Origin of the sequence: Kineococcus mangrovi, assembly GCF_041320705.1 — a bacterium.
In the GTDB taxonomy this organism is placed as follows: Bacteria; Actinomycetota; Actinomycetes; order Actinomycetales; family Kineococcaceae; genus Kineococcus; species Kineococcus mangrovi.
In genome coordinates this window covers 170,175-189,889 of record NZ_JBGGTQ010000002.1, presented here as the reverse complement: position 1 = coordinate 189,889, position 19,715 = coordinate 170,175, and the positions used below count along the sequence as shown (strand labels likewise).

The following is a 19,715-nucleotide window of genomic DNA, read 5'->3' as shown; positions in this document are numbered from 1 at the left end:
CGGTCGGGTCGCGTGCGCGGCCCGAGGCCGACACCCGTGGAGCTTGGCGTGCGTTTCCGACTGACCCCCCAGGACAACTCGTTCTTCGAGCTGTTCGCCGGAACCGGACGGATCCTCGTCGAGGCCACGACGGTCCTCACCGAGGCCATCGGCAGCGACCAGGCGCGCCGCGTCGAGCTCGGCGCCGTCATGGAGGAGATCGAGCACCGCGGCGACGAGGCCGCGCACGCCGTCCTGCGGCGGGTCAACTCCTCCTTCGTGACCCCCTTCGACCGCGAGGACATCTACCAGCTGACCTCCCGGCTCGACGACTGCCTCGACCTCATGCAGGCCGCCGTCGACCTCATGGTGCTCTACAAGGTCGGCGAGCTGCCCGGTGCCGTCGGTGAGATCGTCCAGGTCCTGTCCCGCCAGGCCGAGCTGACGGCCGAGGCCATGCCGCGGCTGCGCTCCCTGCCGGACCTGTCCGACTACTGGGTCGAGATCAACCGCCTGGAGAACCAGGCCGACCAGGTCCACCGGCGGCTCCTGGCCGAGCTCTTCGACGGCGGCTACGACGCCATCGCGATCATGAAGCACAAGGAGATCGTCGAGACCCTCGAGAACGCCGCGGACGCCTTCGAGCACGTGGCCCACACGGTGGAGACCATCGCGGTCAAGGAGTCCTGAGCGTGGAGCTCGCCCTCGTCGTCGTCGTGGTCGTCGTCGCCCTCTCCTTCGACTTCACCAACGGCTTCCACGACGCCGCCAACGCCATCGCCACCTCCGTCTCCACCCGGGCCCTCACCCCGCGGATCGCCCTCCTCATGGCGGCCCTGTTCAACCTGCTCGGTGCCTTCCTCGGGACCGGCGTGGCCGAGACGATCGGCTCGGGCATCGTCGACGTCGGGCTCGGGCAGCACGGGATGGTCGTCGTCCTCGCCGCCCTCTTCGGGGCCATCGGCTGGAACCTGCTGACGTGGCGGCTCGGGCTGCCCTCCTCCAGCTCCCACGCCCTCATCGGGGCGCTCGCGGGCGCCGGGATCGCCTCGAGCACGAGCGTGCACTGGGGGGTCATCCTCGACAAGGTCGTCGTGCCGATGATCGTGTCCCCGCTCACCGGGTTCGTCCTGGGCTACCTCGTCATGGTCGCGATCCTGTGGGTGGTCCGGAAGAAGGCCCCCGCCCCGACGCACCGCCGCTTCCGGATGATGCAGACCGTCTCGGCCGCGGCCATGGCCCTCGGGCACGGTCTGCAGGACGCGCAGAAGACGATGGGGGTCATCGTCCTGGCCCTCGTCGCCGGCGGTTTCCACACGGGGGAGTCCATCCCGTGGTGGGTCAAGCTGTCCGCGGCCCTGGCCATCAGCGCCGGGACGTACTCCGGCGGCTGGCGCATCATGCGCACCCTGGGCCGGCGGATCATCCACCTCGACCCGGCCCGCGGCTTCGCGGCCGAGTCGGTCTCGGCCGTCGTCCTGTACGTCGCCGCGCTCGGGTTCCACGCCCCCATCTCCACGACCCACACCATCTCGTCGGCGATCATGGGTGTCGGGTCCACCAAGCGCCTCTCGGCCGTCCGCTGGGGCGTGGCGCGCTCGATGGTGGGGGCGTGGGTCCTCACCCTGCCGGCCGCCGGCCTCGTCGCCGCGGTCTTCTACTTCGTCCTGCGCACTTTCCTCTGACGAGGGTGCCCGGCCCGGGCGGCGGCGGACCACCGGTGGGGTCCGGCCGCCGCCCCGGCGCCGGTCAGCCGAAGCGGCCGGAGATGTAGTCCTCGGTCGCCTTCTGCGAGGGGTTGCTGAAGATGACCGAGGTGTCGTCCACCTCGACGAGCTTGCCCGGCTTGCCGACGCCGGCGAGGTTGAAGAAGCCGGTGCGGTCGGACACGCGGGCGGCCTGCTGCATGTTGTGGGTCACGATGACGATCGTGTACTCGCTCTTGAGCTCCCCGATGAGGTCCTCGATGGCCAGCGTCGAGATCGGGTCGAGCGCGGAGCACGGTTCGTCCATGAGGAGCACCGACGGGCGGATCGCGATGGCGCGGGCGATGCACAGCCGCTGCTGCTGCCCGCCGGACAGGCCCAGGCCGGGCTTGTCCAGGCGGTCCTTGACCTCCGTCCACAGGTTCGCCCCGCGCAGCGACCGCTCGACGAGCTCGTCGAGGTCCTTCTTGCGCATGCGCTTGGCGTTCAGGCGCACTCCCGCCGCGACGTTCTCGTAGATCGACATCGTCGGGAACGGGTTGGGGCGCTGGAACACCATGCCGACGTGCTGGCGCACCGAGACCGGGTCCACGTCCCTGTCGTACAGGTCCTGCCCGTCCATGACGACCTTGCCCTCGACCCGGGCGCCGGGGACGACCTCGTGCATGCGGTTCAGCGTCCGCAGGAACGTGGACTTGCCGCAGCCCGACGGACCGATGAGCGCGGTGACGGCCCGCGGTTCGATCGTCATGTTGACGTCTTCCACGGCGAGGAAGTCACCGTAGTAGATGTTCAGGTCGCTCACGTCGATGAGCTTGGCCATGTGGCCCCTCCTTGCAGGTGTCGGTGAGCGGTCAGCGGCCGGTCTTGGGGGAGAAGACGCGCGAGATGACCCGCGCGACCAGGTTCAGCGCCATCACCAGGATGATGAGCACGAGGGCGGCCGTCCAGGCGCGCTCGACACCGGCCTCCGCCGGGACGCCGGGCTGCGTGTACGAGTAGTACGCGAACACCGGCAGCGTGGCCATGCGCCCCTCGAAGGGGTTGAAGTTCGTCCCGACGGTCAGCCCCAGGGTGACCAGCAGGGGAGCGGTCTCGCCGGCGACGCGGGCCACGGCCAGCGTGACCCCGGTCGCGATGCCGGACACGCTCGTGCGCAGCACGACCTTGACGATGGTCCGCCACTTGGGGACGCCCAGGGCGTACGCCGCCTCGCGCAGGTCGGTCGGGACGAGCTTGAGCATCTCCTCGGTCGAGCGCACGACCGTGGGGATCATGAGGATCGCCAGGGCGATCGACCCCATGATGCCGATGCGCAGGGACGGGCCGAACAGCAGCGCGAAGAACGCCGCCACCGCGAGCCCGGCCACGATGGAGGGGATCCCCGTCATCACGTCGACGAGGAAGGTGATGGCCTTGGACAGCCGGCTCCCGGCGCCGTACTCGACGAGGTAGACCGCGGTCAGCAGACCGATCGGCACGGAGATGGCGGTCGCGATGAGGGTCACGATGATCGTGCCCCAGATGGCGTGCAGGGCGCCGCCGCCCTCCCCGACGATGCGGAACATCGACTGGGTGAAGAACGCGGTGTCGAGGCGGTGGCGGCCGTTGTCGACCACGGTCCACACGACCGAGACCAGCGGGACCATGGCGATGCCGAAGGCGATCGTCACGAGGGCGGTGACCAGGCGGTCCTTGGCCTTGCGGCTGCCCTCGCGCACGCCCGAGGTCACCCCGGTGATCAGCAGGTGCAGCAGGGCGGCGACCACCACCGTGGCGGCGATGGAACCCGTCGTCGGCAGCAGGACGGCGCCGGCGACGACGACGGCGGCGGCCAGTGAGCCCCAGGGGAACCAGCGCGGGAGCTGGGCCTGGTTGAGCGGGAGGTCGGCGGCGGCGGGGATCTCCCGCGACCCCGGGGTGGTCGTGGTCATGCCTTGGCTCCCGAACGTCCGACGATCCAGCGGGCGGCGAAGTTCACCAGGAAGGTGATGGCGAACAGGGCCAGACCGCTGGCGATGAGGGTGTTGAGGTCGATGCCGTACGACTCCGGGAAGTTCAGCGCGATGTTCGCGGCGATCGTCGACGGGTTCGTGGTGCTGATCAGGTTGAAGGTGACGACGTTCGACACCGACAGGACCAGGGCGACGGCCATCGTCTCGCCGAGGGCGCGGCCCAGGCCCAGCATCGAGGCGCTCACGACGCCGGAGCGGCCGTACGGGATGACCGAGTACTTGATCATCTCCCAGCGGGTGGCGCCGAGGGCCAGCGCGGCCTCCTCGTGCAGGCGCGGGGTCTGCAGGAAGACGTCGCGGCTGATGGCGGTGACGATCGGCAGCACCATGACCGCCAGGACCAGACCGGCGGTGAGGATCGTGCGACCGGTGGCGGAGGCGGGCCCGGCGAACAGCGGGATGAACCCCAGGTTGTCCTCGAGCCAGGCGTAGATCGGGGCGGCGGCCTGGGACAGCACGACGGCGCCCCAGATGCCGTAGACGATGCTCGGCACGGCGGCGAGCAGGTCGACGAGGTAGCCCAGGCCCTGCGCGAGGCGGCGCGGGGCGAAGTGCGAGATGAACAGCGCGATGCCCACGGAGATCGGGGTGGCGACCAGCAGGGCGATGAGGGCGGCCAGGACGGTGCCGAAGAGGAACGGCCAGATGTAGGCGACCAGGCCGTTCCCGCCCCGGATCTCGCCGGGGTCGGCCGTGATGGCCGGCAGGGACTGCCCGACGAGGAAGGCGGCGACCCCGGCGAGGACGAGCAGGATGACGACACCCGCCCCCGTCGCCGTACCGCTGAAGATCTTGTCGCCGGGGCGGGTGGCGCCGCGTTCGATGTCGACGCGGTCACCGGCGGTGGGGGTGGGGCTGCTCACCCGTGTCCTCCGAGGTCGTGGTTGCCCGGGACGGTCGTCCCGGGGCGGGGGGAACGGAGCGGCGGTGACGGGTGGAGCCGCGCTCCCCCCGCCACCGCCGTCGGTGTCGTCCTGGTCAGGAACCGATGCGGTCCAGCGAGTCGGTGATCTGCTCGCGCAGGTCGTCGGAGATCGGCGAGGAACCGGCCGCCTTCGCCGCCGCCTGCTGGCCGTCCTCGGAGATCACGTACTCCATGTACGCCTTGACGAGGGCGCCCTGGTTCTCGTCCTCGTACGACGAGCACACGATGTCGTAGGAGACCAGGACGACCGGGTAGGCGCCGTCGGCGGTCGTGGTGCGGTCCAGCTCGATCGCGATGTCGCCCTCGGGGCGGCCCTCGACCTGGGTGGAGGCGTCGACCGCGGCGGCGGCGGCTTCGGCGGTGGGGCCGACGTAGGTGTCGCCGACCTTCACCGAGACGGTCCCGAGCTGGGTCGGGGCGATCTGGGACTCGTCGGCGTAGCCGATGGCGCCCTCGCCGGCCTGCAGCGCCTGCACGACACCGGCGGTGCCCTGCGCGGCCTCCCCGCCCTGCAGCGGCCAGGCGCCGTCGGCCTCCGCCGTCCACGCGTCGGGGGCGGTCGCGTGCAGGTAGTCGGTGAAGTTCTCCGTGGTGCCGGAGTCGTCCGAGCGGTGCACCGGGGTGATGGCGGTCGCCGGCAGGTCGACACCGGCGTTCTCGGCGGCGATCGCCGGGTCGTTCCAGGTGGTGATCTGCCCGGCGAAGATGTTCGCGACGGTCGCGGGCGACAGGTTCAGCGTCTCGACGCCGGGCAGGTTGAAGGCGATGGCGATCGGGGAGACGTAGACCGGCAGGTCCATGGCGTTGCCGCCGTTGCAGCGCTGCTGCGCCTGGGTCAGCTCCTCGTCCTTCAGGTAGGCGTCGGAGCCGGCGAAGGGGACACCGCCCTGGAGGAACTGGGTGCGGCCACCGCCGGACCCGACCGGGTCGTAGTTGAGCGTCACGTCGGGGTTGGTGCCGTTGAAGTCCGCGGCCCACTGCTGCTGCGCGACGGTCTGGGTGCTGGCGCCCGCGCCGTTCAGCGAGCCGGTCAGCGACGAGGAGGACGGGTCCCCGCTCGGAGTGGTCCCTGCCTCGTTCGTTCCGCTGCAGGCGGCGAGGCCGAAGGTGAGGGCCAGGGCGGCCGGCAGCGCGGCGCGGCGGAAGGTGCTGCGGTTCACGGGGAGAGCTCGCTTTCGCTCGACGGGCGGGCGCGGGAGAGCGCCGGCGCGGGTCTGACGAGGCAAGACCGTAGGCAGGTGACATGACGCGATCGGCTGCCGCGGGTGAACGAGGGGTGAACTGGGCGGGTCGAACGCGCGCTGGCCGAGGGGACGGGGGCCGTCCGGCGGGTGAACGGGTGACGAGGAGGACGCAGTGTCACCGTGCGGTGATGCAGGGTTCAACCCGGCCCGCGCGGCCGACGGGTCGGGCCGTGCGCCGACCGGTCACACCTCGTGGCGCTGCGCCGCGACCACCCGGGCGGCCGCGCCCCGACCGGTCACGTGCGCGACGAGGAGGGCCGCCTTGTCGAGCTTGCCGCTCACCTGCGTCCGCACCCGCCGGTCCTCGGCGCGGTCGGCCAGGACCGCCTGCAGGTCCGGCAGGACGGGGCCGTGCGAGCAGACGACGACGGGCCGCGCGGCGTCGAGCAGGTGCCCCACGACGGCCCTGGCCGCGTCCGGGTCGGCCCGGAAGGCGTGCTCGGTCAGCGCGGGCTCCTCCTGCACCGGCAACCCCGTCAGCTCGGCCGCCGGCAGCACCGTCTGCACGCACCGCGCCCACGGCGAGGTGAGCAGGGCCCGCAGGTCGAAGCAGCCGAGCAGGGGGGCGAGGTCGCGGGCCTGGGCGTGCCCGCGGTCGAGCAGCGGCCGCGACGCCTCGCCCTCGGCGCCGCCGGGCCAGTCGGTGCGCCGGACGGCCCGGGCGTGCCGCAGGACGACGAGCGGCCAGGTCGCCGGCGGGAGCTCCCCGGCCGGCAGGGCCGCCTCCAGGACGGCGACGTCGGCCGGGTACGTCAGCAGCTCCCGCGCCGCCCGCCACCCGAACCAGCCGACCTCGCTGATCTCACCGGCGTCCGCGGGCTCGACGGCGTCCTCGTCGGCCGGTCCGGCCGGGCGGGCCAGCCAGTACCGGACGCGCTTGCGCAGCCCCCCGGGACCCCCGCCGGGCACCCGGTACCCCTGCTCGGGCAGCGCCACCCCGAGGTGGACGCGCAGACCGGTCTCCTCGGCCGTCTCGCGCACCGCGGCGACGGCGGGGTGCTCACCGTCCTCCAGCTTGCCCTTGGGCCAGGACCAGTCCGCCGCCCGCGTCGCGGTGGCGGGCCGGTGGACCAGCAGGACCTCGGGACCCTCGCGCCCGGCGCGGACGACGACGCAACCGGCGGCCTCCACGTCCACGGAGGACCCCGACGGTGTCACCGACGGTGTCACCGACGACGTCACCGACGGCGACGGACGGTGGGGCGGCGGCCGGGACGGGTGGCGATGATGTGCTCCTGCAGGTCGCGCAGCGGCTCGCCGTCGGCGTCGAGGTGGTGGCGCGTCCACGTGCCGTCGGCCCCGAGGTGCCACGAGCTGGTCGTGTCGGCCATGCACTCGTCGAGCAGGAGCGAGACCTCGCGCACGTGGCGGGGGTCGGACAGCCGCACGACGGCCTCGACGCGCCGGTCCAGGTTGCGGTGCATCATGTCCGCGCTGCCGATCATGACGACCGGCTCGCCCGCGGAGGCGAACCAGAAGATCCGGCTGTGCTCCAGGAAGCGGCCCAGGATGCTGCGGACGCGGATCGTCTCGGACAGGCCGGGCACGCCCGGTCTGAGGGCGCAGATGCCGCGCACGACCACGTCGACCGGGACCCCGGCCGCCGAGGCGCGGTAGAGCGCGTCGACGACGCCCTCGTCGACGATCGAGTTCACCTTGATGCGGACCCCGGCCGGCAACCCCTGCCGGGCGTTGTCGATCTCGCGGTCGATCCGGTCGATGAGACCGGTCCGCAGCGAGCGCGGGGCGACGAGCAGCCGCTTGTAGGCCGTCTTCGGGGCGTAGCCGGAGAGCTGGTTGAACAGGCGGGTGAGGTCCTCACCGACCTGCGAGTCGTCGGTCAGCAACCCCATGTCCTCGTACAGGCGTGCGGTCTTGGGGTTGTAGTTGCCCGTCCCGACGTGGCAGTAGCGCCGCAGCCCGCCCTGCTCCTGCCGCACGACGAGGCTGAGCTTGGCGTGCGTCTTGAGACCGACCAGGCCGTAGACGACGTGCACGCCGGCCTGCTCGAGCTTACGCGCCCAGCTGATGTTGGCCTGCTCGTCGAACCGCGCCTTGATCTCGACCAGCGCGAGGACCTGCTTGCCGGCCTCGGCGGCGTCGATGAGGGCGTCGACGATGGGGGAGTCCCCCGAGGTGCGGTAGAGGGTCTGCTTGATGGCCAGGACCTTCGGGTCCGCGGCGGCCTGCTCCAGGAACGCCTGCACGCTCGTCGAGAACGAGTCGTAGGGGTGGTGCAGCAGCACGTCGCGGTTGCGGATGGCCGCGAACAGGTCGGACGGTTTCGCCGTCTCGGCGCCGTCGGTGAGGTCGCGGTGGGTGCGCGCGACGAACTTGGGGAACTTCAGCTCGGGCCGGTCCAGGTCGGCGATGTCCCCCAGCCCGCGCAGGTCGAGGGGTTCGGGCAGCTCGTAGACCTCCTGCTCGTGCACGCCCAGCTCGCGCACCAGCAGCTCGCGCACCTCGGGGGCGATGTCGGAGGCCACCTCCAGGCGGACGGCCGGGCCGAACCGGCGGCGCAGCAGTTCCTTCTCCAGCGCCTGCAGCAGGTTCTCGGCGTCGTCCTCCTCGACCTCGAGGTCCTCGTTGCGGGTGACGCGGAAGGTGTGGTGCTGCACGACCTCCATGCCGGGGAACAGCTGGTCGAGGTGCTCGGCGATGACGTCCTCCAGCGGCACGAACCGGGCCGAGCGCGGGTCGGCCCCGTCGGCGGCCTCGACGGCCACGAACCGCGGCAGCAGCGGCGGCACCTTCACCCGAGCGAAGTGCTCCTTGTCCGTGGTCGGGTTGCGCACCACGACGGCCAGGTTCAGGGACAGGCCGGAGATGTAGGGGAAGGGGTGCGCCGGGTCGACGGCCAGCGGCGTCAGGACGGGGAACACCATGTCCCGGAAGAAGCCGTGCAGGCGGACCTGCTCCTTCTGCGCCAGCTCGTCCCAGCGGACGATCGTGATGCCGGCCTCGGCCAGCGCCGGGCGCACCGAGCGCAGGAACACGTCCGCGTGCCGCTCGGTCAGCTCGTGCGCCCGCACCGCGATGGTGTCGAGCACCTCGCGCGGTTCCAGGCCGCTCGCGGCCGTCACCGCCAGGCCGGTCGCGATGCGGCGCTTGAGCCCGGCGACGCGGACCATGAAGAACTCGTCGAGGTTGTTCGCGAAGATCGACAGGAAGCGCGCCCGCTCCAGCAGGTGGGTGGACGGGTCCTCGGCCAGCTGCAGGACGCGCTCGTTGAAGGCCAGCCAGGACACCTCGCGGTCGGCGAAGCGGTCCTCGGGCAGGTCCACGGTCTCCTCGACCGGGCTCACAGCGGGGAGGGGTGTCGTGGCCGTCATGGCGATCAGTCTGCCACCGGGCACCGGCCCTGCCGCGGTGGACGACGACCGGGCGCGGGCGTCCGGGGGAACGCTGCGGGAACGATCCCGGAACGGCCGGTGAACGCGCGGGTGGTTCAGCCGGTGGGCGCGGCGTACTGCACGTCGACCGCCGCCCGGTCGAACCCGAGGCGGGCGTAGAGGCGCAGCGCGGGGGTGTTGTCGCCGTCGACGTAGAGGTCGACGCGCGCCGGCGGGGCCGGGGCGGTCGCGACGGCGCGCAGCCCGCGCACCAGCAGGGCGCGGCCCAGACCCGCGCCGGCGTGCCCGGGCGCCACCCCCAGGACGTAGAGCTCGCCGTGCCCGTCCTCGAGCTTCATCCAGCAGAACCCCACGACCCCCTCGGGGCCCTCGGCGAGCAGGAGCAGCGAGGCGTCGAACCACGGCTCGGCGAGCCGCGCGCGCAGGTCGCGCACCGTCCAGCGGCCCTGCTCGGGGTGCCCCGCGAAGGCGGCCGCGTTGACGGCGACCCACGCCTGCTCGTCCTCGCCGGGGGCGAAGGGCCGCACGCGCACGTCCGCGGGCAGCGCCGGGACCTCCAGGTCGGCCAGGCCCGCGGCCGGGCGCTCCAGGCGCAGCAGCTCGCGAGCGCGCCGCCACCCGTGCCGCTCGGCCAGGGCCGCCGCGCCGGGGGTGTCCCCGTGCGACCACAGCCGGACCGGGGCGCCCGCGGCGAGGCGCTCGACCTCGGCGAGCAGCGCGGTGCCGTGCCCGCGGCGCCGGTGCGCCGGGTGCACGACCAGCTCGCCCTCGGGGGCGCCGGCCGGGCCCGCGAGCTGGGCGTAACCGGCCAGCTCGCCCTCGGGGGAGGTCCGGAGCAGGTGCTGGACGCCGGAACCCCCCTCGGTCCCCTCGCCCAGCCGCAGCACGGCGTCCTCGGACAGCGAGGTCGCGCCGTCGGTGCGGGAGGCGGCCGCGGCCAGGTCCAGGACCCGGCGGCGGTCCTCGCGCGTCGGGGCGCTCACGGGCGCCGGGCCGGGTCCGCCGGGGCGACCGGGGCGGTGTCCCCGGTGTCCTCGCCGCCCCCGAGGACGGCCTCGTCGCCGGCGCCGAGGCCGTCGTCGAGGTCGCGGCCGGAGGAGACGAAGCGGTACCCGACGTTGCGGACCGTGCCGATGGCGTTCTCGTGCTCGGCGCCGAGCTTGGCGCGCAGCCGCCGGACGTGGACGTCCACGGTCCGGGTGCCGCCGAAGTAGTCGTAGCCCCACACCTCCTGCAGCAGCTGGGCGCGCGTGAAGACGCGACCGGGGTGCTGGGCGAGGTGCTTGAGGAGCTCGAACTCCTTGTACGTGAGGTCGAGCTGGCGTCCGCGCACGCGGGCCGAGTAGGCGCCCTCGTCGATGACGACGTCCCCGGCGCGGATCTCGGCGGCCGCGCCGTCCTCGGCGTCCTCGGCGGGACGGCGCAGGCGCCCGGCGGCCAGGCGCAGCCGCGCGTCGAGCTCGGCGGGGCCGCACGTGTCCAGGACGATGTCGTCGGCGCCCCAGTCCGCGGCCACCACCGCCATCCCGCCCTCGGTGACGATCAGCAGCAGCGGCTGGGACAGGCCCGTCGTGCGCAGCAGGCGGCACAGCGAGCGCGCGGCGGCCAGCTCGCGGCGGCCGTCGACCAGGACGGCGTCGGCGGTGGGCTCGTCGACGAGGACGGAGGCCTCGGCGGGCAGCACCCGCACGCTGTGCGGGAGCAGGCCGAGGGCGGGCAGGACCTCGGTGGAGGGGGCGAGGGCGTTGGTGAGGACGAGGAGCTGCGCCACGCTGTCCTGCCCTCCGTTCGCTGCGGATGTCCGGGTCGGGCCGGCCGTCCCCGGCGCCCACGGGCGTGCCGGGGGCGCGGCGGGCGCCGTCGGGCCGACGGCCCTCAGACTACGCGTGTCGCGGAGGTGGACGGACCACCCCGAGCGGGTCCGCGCGCCTCTGGGAGGATCGCGGACGTGAACGACGTCGTGACCGAGCGCGAGGGCACCACCGCACCGGGTGCCCGGGTGGAGGCCGCGTGAGCACCTCCGCGACGGCCACGGCCACCTTCGCCCTCGCCGCGCTCGTCGGGCTGGCCGCCTTCGGCGGGGTGCCCGCCCTCGCGGTCGCCGTCGTCCTGCTCGGCGTCCTCGTCGCGGCCGGCTGGCCCGAGCTGCTGGACCTGCCGGCCCGGCGCAGCTCGACGGTCGTGGTCACCCTCGTCGGGGTGAGCGCGGTCGTCGTGGCCGCGCTCGCGGTGCGCACCGCCCGCGCCGAGGGCAGCCAGGTCTCGGGGGTGCTGGGCCAGCTGCCCGAGGTCGCCGCGCTCGCGCTGCTGGTCGCCTTCGCCCACCAGCTGCTGCGCCGGGACGGACGGCCCCGCCTCGTCGAGTCCGTCACCGGGGTCGTCACCGCGCAGGCCGTCGTGGTGCTGGCGGCCGCGTGGGTGGCCGTCCCGACGACGTACGCCGGTCCGGCCCTGGCCCCCGTCGTCCTCGCGGCCGTCGCCGCGACGAGCGCGGTGGCCGCCACGACGTGGCCGCTGCGGGTCGCCGGCCCCGTCAACCTGCTCGTCGGGGCGGCCGTGGGGTGGCTGGTCAGCACCGCGCTCGCCGTGCTGACCAGCGAGACCTCGGTGCCCAGCGAGGGCCGCTGGGCCCTCGCCGGTCTCGTGGCGGGTCTGGGGGCCGGTGTCCTCGTCTCGGCCTGGCGGGCCCTGTCCACGCGCCTGCCCGCCGCGCGCACGCTGCCCGCCGCGTTCGCGGTCGCAGCGGTCCCCGTCGCGCTGGCCGGTCCCGGCGCCTACCTCGTCGGGCGTCTGCTGCTGCTGTGACCCGGGAGTGAGCCGCCCCACGTCGGGGGGTCCGGGGGCCACCGCGCCGGTAGGCTCGGGACGTGCACGCGCTCGAAGTCTTCTTCCTCGTCCTGCTCATCGTGGTGTCGATCGTCATCGCCTGGTTCGCCGGCTACGTCGTCTACCGCCTCTACCAGGGCCAGCGCTGACCCGTGGTCGTCCCCCTGCGCACCGACACCCCGCTCACCCTCGTCCCGCTGTCGTGGCTGATCGGCCGGTGGGAAGGCGCCGGCGTCCTCGGCCACCCCGCCCGCGGTGAGACCGACACCCGGTTCGGGCAGGTCGTGGAGTTCACCCACGACGGCCGCGACTTCCTCCGCTACACGTCGACGACGTGGGCCCTGGACGAGGACGGCCGCACGACCGACCCGCTCGACGTCGAGACGGGGTTCTGGCGGCCGCAGCCGGTCGACCTCGACACCCCCGCACCCGCCGACGGGCCGCGGCCGGTCGAGCTCGAGGTGCTGCTGACCCACCCCACGGGCGTCGTGGAGATCCTCGCCGGCACGGCCCGCGGTCCGCGCATCGACCTGACGACCGACGTCGTGGCCCGCACGACGACGGCCCACGAGTACACCGCGGGGTCGCGGGTGTACGGGCTCGTCGAGGGCGACCTGCTGTGGGCGCTCGACGTCTCCCTCGCCGGCCACCCGATGCGCAGCTACGCCTCGGCGCGGCTCAAGCGGGTCGGCGACGGGGGCGTGGACGAGGGCCCCGACGAGCCGGGCGCCCCGACCGCGCCGTGACGGGCACGCCGGCGCCCGACGACCTCGGGCCCGCCCTGCACTCCCGGGGTCTGCGGTCGACCCCGCAGCGCCGCGGCGTCCTCGACGCCGTCCGGGCCCTGGGGCACGCCAGCGCCGAGGAGGTGACCGCGCACCTGGCCGCCCGGTCCGCTCCGTCCCCGGAACAGGGCGGTGCGGACGTCGGTTGGCCCACGGTGGACCCCTCGACCGTCTACCGGGCGCTGGCGGTCCTGGAGGAGGTCGGGCTCGTCGCCCGCACCCAGCTCGACCGGCGGGTGCCGTCGTTCCACCCCGTGGAGCACGGGGGGCACCTGCACCTGGTCTGCGACGGGTGCGGCGCCGTGGCCGAGGCCGACGCCGGGCCCGCGCGCGACCTGGCGGCGGTCATCTCGTCCCGCAACGACTTCGTCGTGGACACGGGGCACCTGGCCCTGCGCGGCCGGTGCGCCGCGTGCCGCGCCCAGCTGGCCCCCGAGGAGCACCCGTGAGCACGCCGACCGAGACGACGCAGACCACGACGCAGACCACCCCGTACCGCTCGCCGCTGCTCGCCGTCGCCGGCGCCGTCGCCGCCGAGGGGCTCGACGCGGGGGTGGCCTGGCACTACGGGGACCCGCACGCCGAGCAGCGCGCCCTCGTGCGCGGCGAGGCCGTGGTGGACCTCTCGCACCGCGGGGTCCTGCGGCTGAGCGGTCCGGACCGGCTGTCCTGGCTGCACAGCATCACGACGCAGGCGCTGACGGGGCTGCCCGCGGGGGTGTCCACCGAGACGCTCGTCCTGAGCCCCACGGGTCGCATCGAGCACGCCGCGCACCTCCTCGACGACGGCGAGGCGACGTGGCTGACCCTGGAACCCGGCCGGGTCGACGGGCTGCGCACGTGGCTGGAGCGCATGCGCTTCACGCTGCGCGTCGAGATCGAGGACGTCTCCGAGCGCTTCGCCGTGCTGGGGGAGCCGGACCGGTCCCCGGAGTCGGCGCACGGTCCGGTGTGGGTCGACCCGTGGCCCGGCGCGACGCCGCTGGCCGAGGGCGGCAGCGCCGACACCGCGAGCTACGCGGCCGTCTCCACGCTCGAGCACCCCGGTGCCGATCGGCCCTGGCGCGAGGTCCTCGTGCCGCGCGGGCAGCTCGCGGCCGCGGTCGGGGACCGGCGCCCGGCCGGCACCTGGGCCGCCGAGGCGCTGCGCGTGGAGGCGTGGCGGCCGCGGCTGGGGCGCGAGACCGACGAGCGGTCCATCCCCCACGAGCTGGACTGGCTGCGGACGGCCGTGCACCTGCACAAGGGCTGCTACCGCGGGCAGGAGACGGTCGCCAAGGTCCACAACCTGGGACGTCCGCCCCGGCGGCTGGTGCTGCTGCACCTCGACGGGTCCTCCCACGACCTGCCCTCGTCCGGGGACGCGGTCCTCGACCCCGCGCAGGGCGACCGGCGCGTCGGGCACGTGACGACGGCGGCGCGCCACCACGAGCTCGGGCCCGTGGCGCTGGCCGTGGTCAAGCGGTCCCTGCCGGTCGACGCCCAGCTCGTCGCGCTGGCCGGGTCGGCGGCGCAGGACGACCAGGCCCCGCGCCGCATCGCCGCGGCGCAGGAGACGGTCGTCGCTCCCTGAGCCGCCTCTGAGCCGTCCTGGAGGTCGGTGGGCTCCTGCGCCGGGCCCTCCTGGTGGGTCATACTCTGCGGAGCGCACGCTTGGTAGTCGTATGCGTGCTGTGAGTGGCACCCACACCGGGGGAGGCGTCGTGGACGAGCACGGGGACGGTCAGGTCAGCGGTTACCAGGCGGGGGGGAGGCGGGCGCTCGACAAGGTCCTGGCGCCGGAGTTCCTGGCCGGCCTGCCGGACCTGGACCTGCAGGCGCTGCGGGAGCACCGCACGGTCGCCGAGCAGGAGGAGGCCGACCTGTCCTACGCGCGCCGGCTGATCCAGGGGCGGCTGGACCTGCTGGGCGCCGAGGAGGACCGCCGCGCCGGTTCCGACGGCGCCGCCGACGTGCGGCACGCCCGCTCCGACGCCGAGCTCGTCGCCAAGCTGACCGACGTCCTGGCCGACCCGCGGCGCACCGACCACGGCATGGGCCGGTTCACGTCCGTCGAGCCCTCGCGGGTGGGGGAGCACCGCCGCCGGGCCGAACTGGCGGTCGCCGACCCGCACCTGTCCGACCTGGGGGCCATGGACGACACCCAGCTCGGCAACGCCCGCGAGCGCCTCGTGGCCCTCGAGCACGAGCTGTCCGCCGACCGGCACCGCGTCCAGGAGGCCATGGACGCCTGCACCGACGAGATCACCCGCCGCTACCGCGACGGCGTCGTCTCCGTGGAGGACGCGCTGCGCAGCGCGCGCTGATCCGGGGTCCTCGCCGCACCGCCTCAGACGCCGTGCTCGGCGAGGAGCACCCCCAGCGCCTGGCTCGTCGCGGTGCGCTGGTCGGGGCTCAGCGAGGCGGCGAAGGCGCGCTCGGCCGCCAGCAGCCGCGGCAGGACGCGGTCGACGAGGGCGGTGCCGGCCGGGGTCAGCGACAGCCGGGTGACCCGGCCGTCGCGCTCGTCGGGGGTGCGCTGCAGGTGCCCGACGCTCGTGAGGTGGTCGAGGCGCTTCGTCGTGGCGGCTCCCGAGGCGAGGGTCGCGGCCGCGATGCCGGTGGGGGTCAGGGGGGTGCGCCCGGCCCGCCGGAGCGCGCTGAGGACGTCGAACTCGGGGCGCGTCAGGCCCTCGGCGCGCACGACGGGGTCGGTGACGCGGGTCAGGGCGGCCGCGACGAGGCGCAGCCGGCCCGTGAGGGCCATCGGGGACGTGTCGAGGTCGGGGCGCAGGGCGGCCCACCCGGCGCGAGCGGCGTCGACCGGGTCGGGGGAGGGACTCACACGGCCATCCTGGCACAAGTGCTTCGCGGGTGAAACACCTGTTAACTTGTCGGGGTGATCCTCCCCGCCCACCTGCGCCGCGCCGTCCGCGGGTGGACGCGCACCGCTCCGGGCGCCCACCCCTGGTGGGCCGCCGGCACCGCGACGGCGGCCCTCGGCCTGCCGCTGGCCGTGACGATGGCCGCCGGCACCCCCCTGCTGGCCGCACCCGCCACCTTCGGCGCGCTGGCCAACCTCTACGGCCGGCACGAGGCGTACGCCCGGCGGTGGCGGACGCAGGCCTGGACCGGGCTCGGGCTCGTCCTCGCGGTCCTGGCCGGGGCGGTCAGCGCGGTGCTGCCCCTGGCCGGGTGGGCCGACGTGCTCGTGCCGGCCCTCGTCGTCGCGCTGGTGGCGGCCGTCGCGAAGTTCGTCACCGACGTCGTCCGGACGGGCCCGCCCGCCGGGCTCATCCCCGTCTTCGCGGCCGGGACGCTGAGCGTCGAACCCCTGCGGACCTGCGACCTGCCCGCCGTCGTCGCCGTCACCGTCGCGTCCGCGGCCCTGGGGGTCGCCCTGTCCGGCGCGGCCGGGCTGTGGCGCCCCGACGGGCCCGAGCGGCGGGCCGTCGCCCGCGCCGTGACGGCTGTCCTGGACGTGCGCGAGCGCGGGGGAGCCCTCGACCCGGCGGCCCGGCACCGGGCCACCGCCGCCGTCCACGCGGCGTGGGACGTCCTGGGACCGCGCGCGGCCGGCCCGCTGGGCGGCTGGCTCGCCCACGCCGACCGCGTCCTGCACGCCGGCGCCCCCGAGCCTCCGCTGCGCCTGCTGCTGACCGCGCTCCCCGGGCGCCGGGTGCTGCCCCTCGCGCCGGCCGGCCCCGTCCCGGCGGCCCAGCCGTGGCCGCGCCACCGGGTCCTGCGCGCGCTGCGCGGCGCGGGGCACCTGCGGGTGCCCGCCCTGCGCGTCGGCCTGGCCTGCCTCGCCGCGGTGCCGGTGGCGGCCGCGCTGGGCCTCGGGCACCTGCACTGGGCCGCCGTCGGGGCCGCCGCCGTCCTGCAGTCGCCCTCGGCCGGCGTCACCCTCCAGCGGGGGCTGCAGCGCGGCGCCGGGACCCTCGTCGGGGTCCTCCTGGCCGCCGGGCTCCTCACCCTGGCCACCGACGACGTCCGGCTGTGGGTGCTGACCGTCCTGTGCATGTTCGCCGTCGAGTTCGCCATGCCCCGCAACCACGCCCTCGGGACGGTCGCCATCACCGGCCTCTCGCTGCTGCTGGCCCGCCTGGGCACCTCCGGGGCGGGCCCGGGGCAGCTCGTCCTGGACCGCCTCGCCGACACCGCCCTCGGTGTACTGGCCGCGGTCGTCGTCGCCCTCGCCGTCCGGAACCGGTCCGCCGCGCGGGCCCTCGACGGGGCCCTCGCCGACCTCGGCGCCGCCCGCGACGCCGCGGCGCTGCGCGGCGGGCTGCTGGCCGTCGCCGAGGCCCGCACCCGGCTGGCCGACGACGGCTGGCGGGTGCCCGCCCCCCGCACCGCCGTCGAGGACGAGCAGGACGCCTACCGCCGGCTGGGGGACCTGCTGGGGGCCGCTCACCCCGGTCGCCCGTGACGCGGGACGACCGCGAACGGCGGTGGGGCTCGACCCGGTGGGGCTCGGCCCGACGGTGGGGACGGGGCGTGCCGTTCGACACGTCCACGACGGACCGGGAGGTGCCGGGACCTCGCGCACCACCCCGCGCGGGCGGACAGGCCCTCGACGTGGCCGATCGGGGAACTCGCGGGGCTCCTCGACCGTAGTCTTCTGGTGTGTTGAGCGCGCTGAACAGCCTGCAATCCGGTGTCGTGCTGCTCCTGGGGGTCGCGGCCTTCGGTCTGGAGGTGTGGGCGCTCGTGGACTGCCTGCGCCGCCCGGCGGGTGCCTTCACCGCCGCGGGCAAGCGGACCAAGACCTTCTGGACGGTGATCGTCGCGATCGCCACCGCCGTCGGGTTCGTGTCCGTCTTCTCCCCGCTGAGCCTGTTCGGCATCATCGGCGTCGTCGGTGCCGCCGTGTACCTCGTCGACGTGCGGCCGGCGGTGCGCCAGTACGGCGGCGGACCCCGCCGCGACGACCGCGGGCACTCCGGTCCCTACGGCCCCTGGTGACCCCTCACCGGGCGGGCAGCGTGCCCGCCCGGTCCCGGTCGGAGGCCCGGCGCGCGAACCGCCGGACGCACCGGCCCAGCGTCAGGAGCGCCACCAGCACGGCCAGCACCGACAGCAGGTCGGCCTCGGTGAAACCGCGGTCCAGCGTCCAGCTGTGCAGCACCCGGCCCTCCACGGGCTGGTTCACGCGCGACCAGATCGCGGCCAGCAGCCCCAGCGCGAGCGCGACGTCCACCCGCGGCCGCCACAGCGCCCCCAGCGCGCACACCCCGACGGCGAGCAGGGTGAGCGGGATGACCACGGGGGCGTCGAGCAGGGTCTGCAGCACCGGTCGATCGTAGGTCGGCAACCCTCCCGGGACGTGAGGTTCACCGTCCCGTCACCCCACCACCACCCGCAGGGAGCAGCACGTGCGCGCAGTCGTCCAGCGGGTGACCCGGGCCCGGGTCACCGTCGGTGCGGAGGTGGTCGGTGAGATCACCGAGCCGGGGCTGCTCGTGCTCCTCGGCGCCACCCACGACGACGGCCCGGCCCAGGTCGAGCTCGTCGCCCGCAAGGTCGCCCAGCTGCGCATCCTGCGCGGGGAGCAGGCCGCCGCCGACGTCGGTGCCCCCGTCCTGCTCGTCAGCCAGTTCACGCTCTACGCCGACACCCGCAAGGGGCGGCGCCCCACGTGGAACGCGGCCGCCCCCGGACCCGTCGCCGAACCCCTCCTCGACGCCGTCGCCGACGCGCTGCGCGGGCACGGGCTGCGCGTGGAGACCGGGCGGTTCGGGGCCGACATGGCCGTCGAGCTCGTCAACGACGGCCCGACGACGATCTGGCTGGAGGCGTGAGCGTCCCCGGCAGACGTCCTCGCGGACGCGCTCAGCCCGTCGACGTCGTGCCGCGCACGACGAGGCGGTGCGGTTCGAAGACCACCGCCTCGCTGCGGCGGCCGAGCACGACCTCGAGCAGGGAGCGGGCGCTCTGGGCGCCGTCGGCGACGACGTCGCGGTGCAGGCAGCTGATCGCCGGGCTCGCCAGCCGGCACAGCATGGAGTCCTCCCCGGCCACGACCGCCAGGTCCTCCGGCACCCGCACCCCCAGGCTCTCGCGCTCGGCCACCACGGCGGCCGCCATCACGTCGTTGTCGTAGACGACCGCGGTGGGGGGTCCGGCCCGGGCCAGCAGGTCCCGGGTCGCGGCCAGCCCGCCCGCGGAGGTGTGGTCGGCGACGACGACGGGCGCCTCCCGGCCCAGCCTGGAGCGCGTCACCTCCGCCCACGCCACGTCGCGGCGGCGGGTGTGCAGGAACTCCCGGGGACCGGCGACGCGGGCCAGCCGCCGGTGGCCGAGGCCGACGAGGTGGTCGACCACCTCGACGAAGGACCGCCGCTCGGCCTCCACCGGCACCCCCGGCCGCTCACCCCCCGGCAGGCGGTCGTCGACCCCCGGGCGCACGGCGCACGGGATCCCCAGCTCGGCCACGAGGGCGACGCGCGGGTCCTCGACGCGCAGGTCGGTCAGCACGACCCCGTCCACGCGGCGCTCACCCCACCAGTCGCGCAGCACCTCGACGGCGGCGTCCACGTCGGGCACCACGCTCAGCAGCAGGGACACGCCCTCGCGCGCCAGGACGCCCTCCATCCCGGCGATGAAGCGCATGTAGTAGGGCTCCTCCTCCAGGAGCCGCACGTCCCGCGCCACGGCCAGCCCGACGGCCCCGGCCCGCGCCCGCGACAGCGAGCGCGCCGCGGCGCTGGGTCGCCAGCCCAGCTCGGTCGCGGTGGCGCGGACGCGGGCGCGGGTCTCCTCCGAGACGCCCGGGAGGTCGTTGAGCGCGTAGGAGACCGAGGCCTTCGACACCCCCGCCACGCGGGCGATGTCGCGGATGGTGGGGCGGGCACCGGCGGCGCCCTCGCTCGTCCGTGCCACCGGACCTCCTCGCTCGAT

Annotated in this window: 21 protein-coding genes; 10 read left to right on the top strand and 11 right to left on the bottom strand. The window is 75.0% G+C overall.

The genetic code is table 11. The features are described 5' to 3' along the window. Positions 1-48: 48 nt before the first annotated feature. Together AB2L28_RS03960 and AB2L28_RS03955 are read left to right on the top strand one after the other, a co-directional pair. Positions 49-669 (top strand): DUF47 domain-containing protein, encoded by a 621-nt coding sequence (locus AB2L28_RS03960; protein WP_370717430.1) that lies wholly within the window; start codon positions 49-51, stop codon positions 667-669. Positions 670-671: 2 nt separating this feature from the next. Next, positions 672-1,664 carry an inorganic phosphate transporter gene (locus AB2L28_RS03955; RefSeq protein ID WP_370717429.1) on the top strand — a complete coding sequence of 331 codons (993 nt, stop codon included), beginning with the start codon at positions 672-674 and terminating at the stop codon, positions 1,662-1,664. A 64-nt stretch (positions 1,665-1,728) separates the two neighbouring features. Here AB2L28_RS03955 and pstB read toward each other — a convergent pair whose 3' ends face one another. The 8 genes from pstB to AB2L28_RS03915 all read right to left on the bottom strand — a co-directional run bounded on the left by pstB (position 1,729) and on the right by AB2L28_RS03915 (position 10,993). After that, positions 1,729-2,508, bottom strand: coding sequence for a phosphate ABC transporter ATP-binding protein PstB (gene pstB / locus AB2L28_RS03950; protein ID WP_370717428.1), 780 nt, complete (start codon positions 2,506-2,508; stop codon positions 1,729-1,731). A gap of 31 nt (positions 2,509-2,539) precedes the next feature. After that, entirely contained in the window at positions 2,540-3,619 is a 1,080-nt protein-coding gene (gene pstA, locus AB2L28_RS03945; RefSeq protein WP_370717427.1) for a phosphate ABC transporter permease PstA, read from the bottom strand. Next, on the bottom strand, positions 3,616-4,563 hold the full coding sequence (pstC, locus tag AB2L28_RS03940; RefSeq protein ID WP_370717426.1) for a phosphate ABC transporter permease subunit PstC: 948 nt from the start codon (positions 4,561-4,563) through the stop codon (positions 3,616-3,618). The genes pstA and pstC overlap by 4 nt, the downstream gene beginning before the upstream one ends. Before the next feature lie 115 nt (positions 4,564-4,678). After that, a complete protein-coding gene (gene pstS / locus AB2L28_RS03935) occupies positions 4,679-5,785 on the bottom strand; it encodes a phosphate ABC transporter substrate-binding protein PstS (protein WP_370717425.1) in 1,107 nt (368 codons plus the stop codon). Between the two features lie 267 nt (positions 5,786-6,052). Continuing rightward, a complete protein-coding gene (locus AB2L28_RS03930; protein WP_370717424.1) occupies positions 6,053-7,006 on the bottom strand; it encodes an NUDIX hydrolase in 954 nt (317 codons plus the stop codon). Between the two features lie 41 nt (positions 7,007-7,047). Then, positions 7,048-9,201 carry an RNA degradosome polyphosphate kinase gene (locus tag AB2L28_RS03925; RefSeq protein WP_370717423.1) on the bottom strand — a complete coding sequence of 718 codons (2,154 nt, stop codon included), beginning with the start codon at positions 9,199-9,201 and terminating at the stop codon, positions 7,048-7,050. A gap of 116 nt (positions 9,202-9,317) precedes the next feature. Continuing rightward, on the bottom strand, positions 9,318-10,205 hold the full coding sequence (mshD, locus tag AB2L28_RS03920) for a mycothiol synthase (RefSeq protein ID WP_370717422.1): 888 nt from the start codon (positions 10,203-10,205) through the stop codon (positions 9,318-9,320). Next, entirely contained in the window at positions 10,202-10,993 is a 792-nt protein-coding gene (locus AB2L28_RS03915) for a winged helix-turn-helix domain-containing protein (RefSeq protein WP_370717421.1), read from the bottom strand. Before AB2L28_RS03915 ends, mshD begins: the two co-directional genes overlap by 4 nt. Before the next feature lie 239 nt (positions 10,994-11,232). Here AB2L28_RS03915 and AB2L28_RS03910 point away from each other — a divergent pair, with 239 nt between their 5' ends. From AB2L28_RS03910 to AB2L28_RS03890, 5 genes are all read left to right on the top strand, one after another. Then, positions 11,233-12,027: a hypothetical protein gene (locus AB2L28_RS03910; protein ID WP_370717420.1), complete on the top strand. Its 795-nt coding sequence runs from the start codon at positions 11,233-11,235 to the stop codon at positions 12,025-12,027. 173 nt (positions 12,028-12,200) lie between these two features. Next, on the top strand, positions 12,201-12,794 hold the full coding sequence (locus AB2L28_RS03905) for a nitrobindin family protein (protein ID WP_370717419.1): 594 nt from the start codon (positions 12,201-12,203) through the stop codon (positions 12,792-12,794). Continuing rightward, positions 12,791-13,282: a Fur family transcriptional regulator gene (locus AB2L28_RS03900; protein ID WP_370717418.1), complete on the top strand. Its 492-nt coding sequence runs from the start codon at positions 12,791-12,793 to the stop codon at positions 13,280-13,282. Before AB2L28_RS03905 ends, AB2L28_RS03900 begins: the two co-directional genes overlap by 4 nt. Further along, positions 13,279-14,406: a CAF17-like 4Fe-4S cluster assembly/insertion protein YgfZ gene (gene ygfZ / locus AB2L28_RS03895; protein ID WP_370717417.1), complete on the top strand. Its 1,128-nt coding sequence runs from the start codon at positions 13,279-13,281 to the stop codon at positions 14,404-14,406. The genes AB2L28_RS03900 and ygfZ overlap by 4 nt, the downstream gene beginning before the upstream one ends. 130 nt (positions 14,407-14,536) lie before the next feature. Continuing rightward, positions 14,537-15,139 carry an RsiG family protein gene (locus tag AB2L28_RS03890; RefSeq protein ID WP_370717416.1) on the top strand — a complete coding sequence of 201 codons (603 nt, stop codon included), beginning with the start codon at positions 14,537-14,539 and terminating at the stop codon, positions 15,137-15,139. 23 nt (positions 15,140-15,162) lie between these two features. Here AB2L28_RS03890 and AB2L28_RS03885 read toward each other — a convergent pair whose 3' ends face one another. Beyond that, the gene (locus tag AB2L28_RS03885; RefSeq protein ID WP_370717415.1) at positions 15,163-15,657 is read right to left on the bottom strand and encodes a MarR family winged helix-turn-helix transcriptional regulator; all 495 of its coding nucleotides are present in this window, start codon (positions 15,655-15,657) and stop codon (positions 15,163-15,165) included. 54 nt (positions 15,658-15,711) lie between these two features. Here AB2L28_RS03885 and AB2L28_RS03880 point away from each other — a divergent pair, with 54 nt between their 5' ends. Together AB2L28_RS03880 and AB2L28_RS03875 are read left to right on the top strand one after the other, a co-directional pair. After that, positions 15,712-17,244 (top strand): FUSC family protein, encoded by a 1,533-nt coding sequence (locus AB2L28_RS03880; RefSeq protein ID WP_370717414.1) that lies wholly within the window; start codon positions 15,712-15,714, stop codon positions 17,242-17,244. Positions 17,245-17,441: 197 nt separating this feature from the next. Then, positions 17,442-17,780, top strand: coding sequence for a DUF2516 family protein (locus AB2L28_RS03875; RefSeq protein ID WP_370717413.1), 339 nt, complete (start codon positions 17,442-17,444; stop codon positions 17,778-17,780). A 4-nt stretch (positions 17,781-17,784) separates the two neighbouring features. Here AB2L28_RS03875 and AB2L28_RS03870 read toward each other — a convergent pair whose 3' ends face one another. After that, positions 17,785-18,108: a hypothetical protein gene (locus tag AB2L28_RS03870; RefSeq protein ID WP_370717412.1), complete on the bottom strand. Its 324-nt coding sequence runs from the start codon at positions 18,106-18,108 to the stop codon at positions 17,785-17,787. A gap of 82 nt (positions 18,109-18,190) precedes the next feature. Here AB2L28_RS03870 and dtd point away from each other — a divergent pair, with 82 nt between their 5' ends. Further along, positions 18,191-18,616 (top strand): D-aminoacyl-tRNA deacylase, encoded by a 426-nt coding sequence (gene dtd, locus AB2L28_RS03865; protein ID WP_370717411.1) that lies wholly within the window; start codon positions 18,191-18,193, stop codon positions 18,614-18,616. Positions 18,617-18,647: 31 nt separating this feature from the next. Here the strand turns inward: dtd and AB2L28_RS03860 are convergent, their stop codons facing one another. After that, the gene (locus tag AB2L28_RS03860; protein WP_370717410.1) at positions 18,648-19,697 is read right to left on the bottom strand and encodes a LacI family DNA-binding transcriptional regulator; all 1,050 of its coding nucleotides are present in this window, start codon (positions 19,695-19,697) and stop codon (positions 18,648-18,650) included. Positions 19,698-19,715: the final 18 nt, after the last annotated feature.

Coding starts and splice junctions, on each gene's coding strand:
- pstB (WP_370717428.1), bottom strand. CDS start 2,508: ATGGCCAAGCTCATCGACGTGAGCGACCTGAACATCTACTACGGTGAC.
- pstA (WP_370717427.1), bottom strand. CDS start 3,619: ATGACCACGACCACCCCGGGGTCGCGGGAGATCCCCGCCGCCGCCGAC.
- AB2L28_RS03925 (WP_370717423.1), bottom strand. CDS start 9,201: ATGACGGCCACGACACCCCTCCCCGCTGTGAGCCCGGTCGAGGAGACC.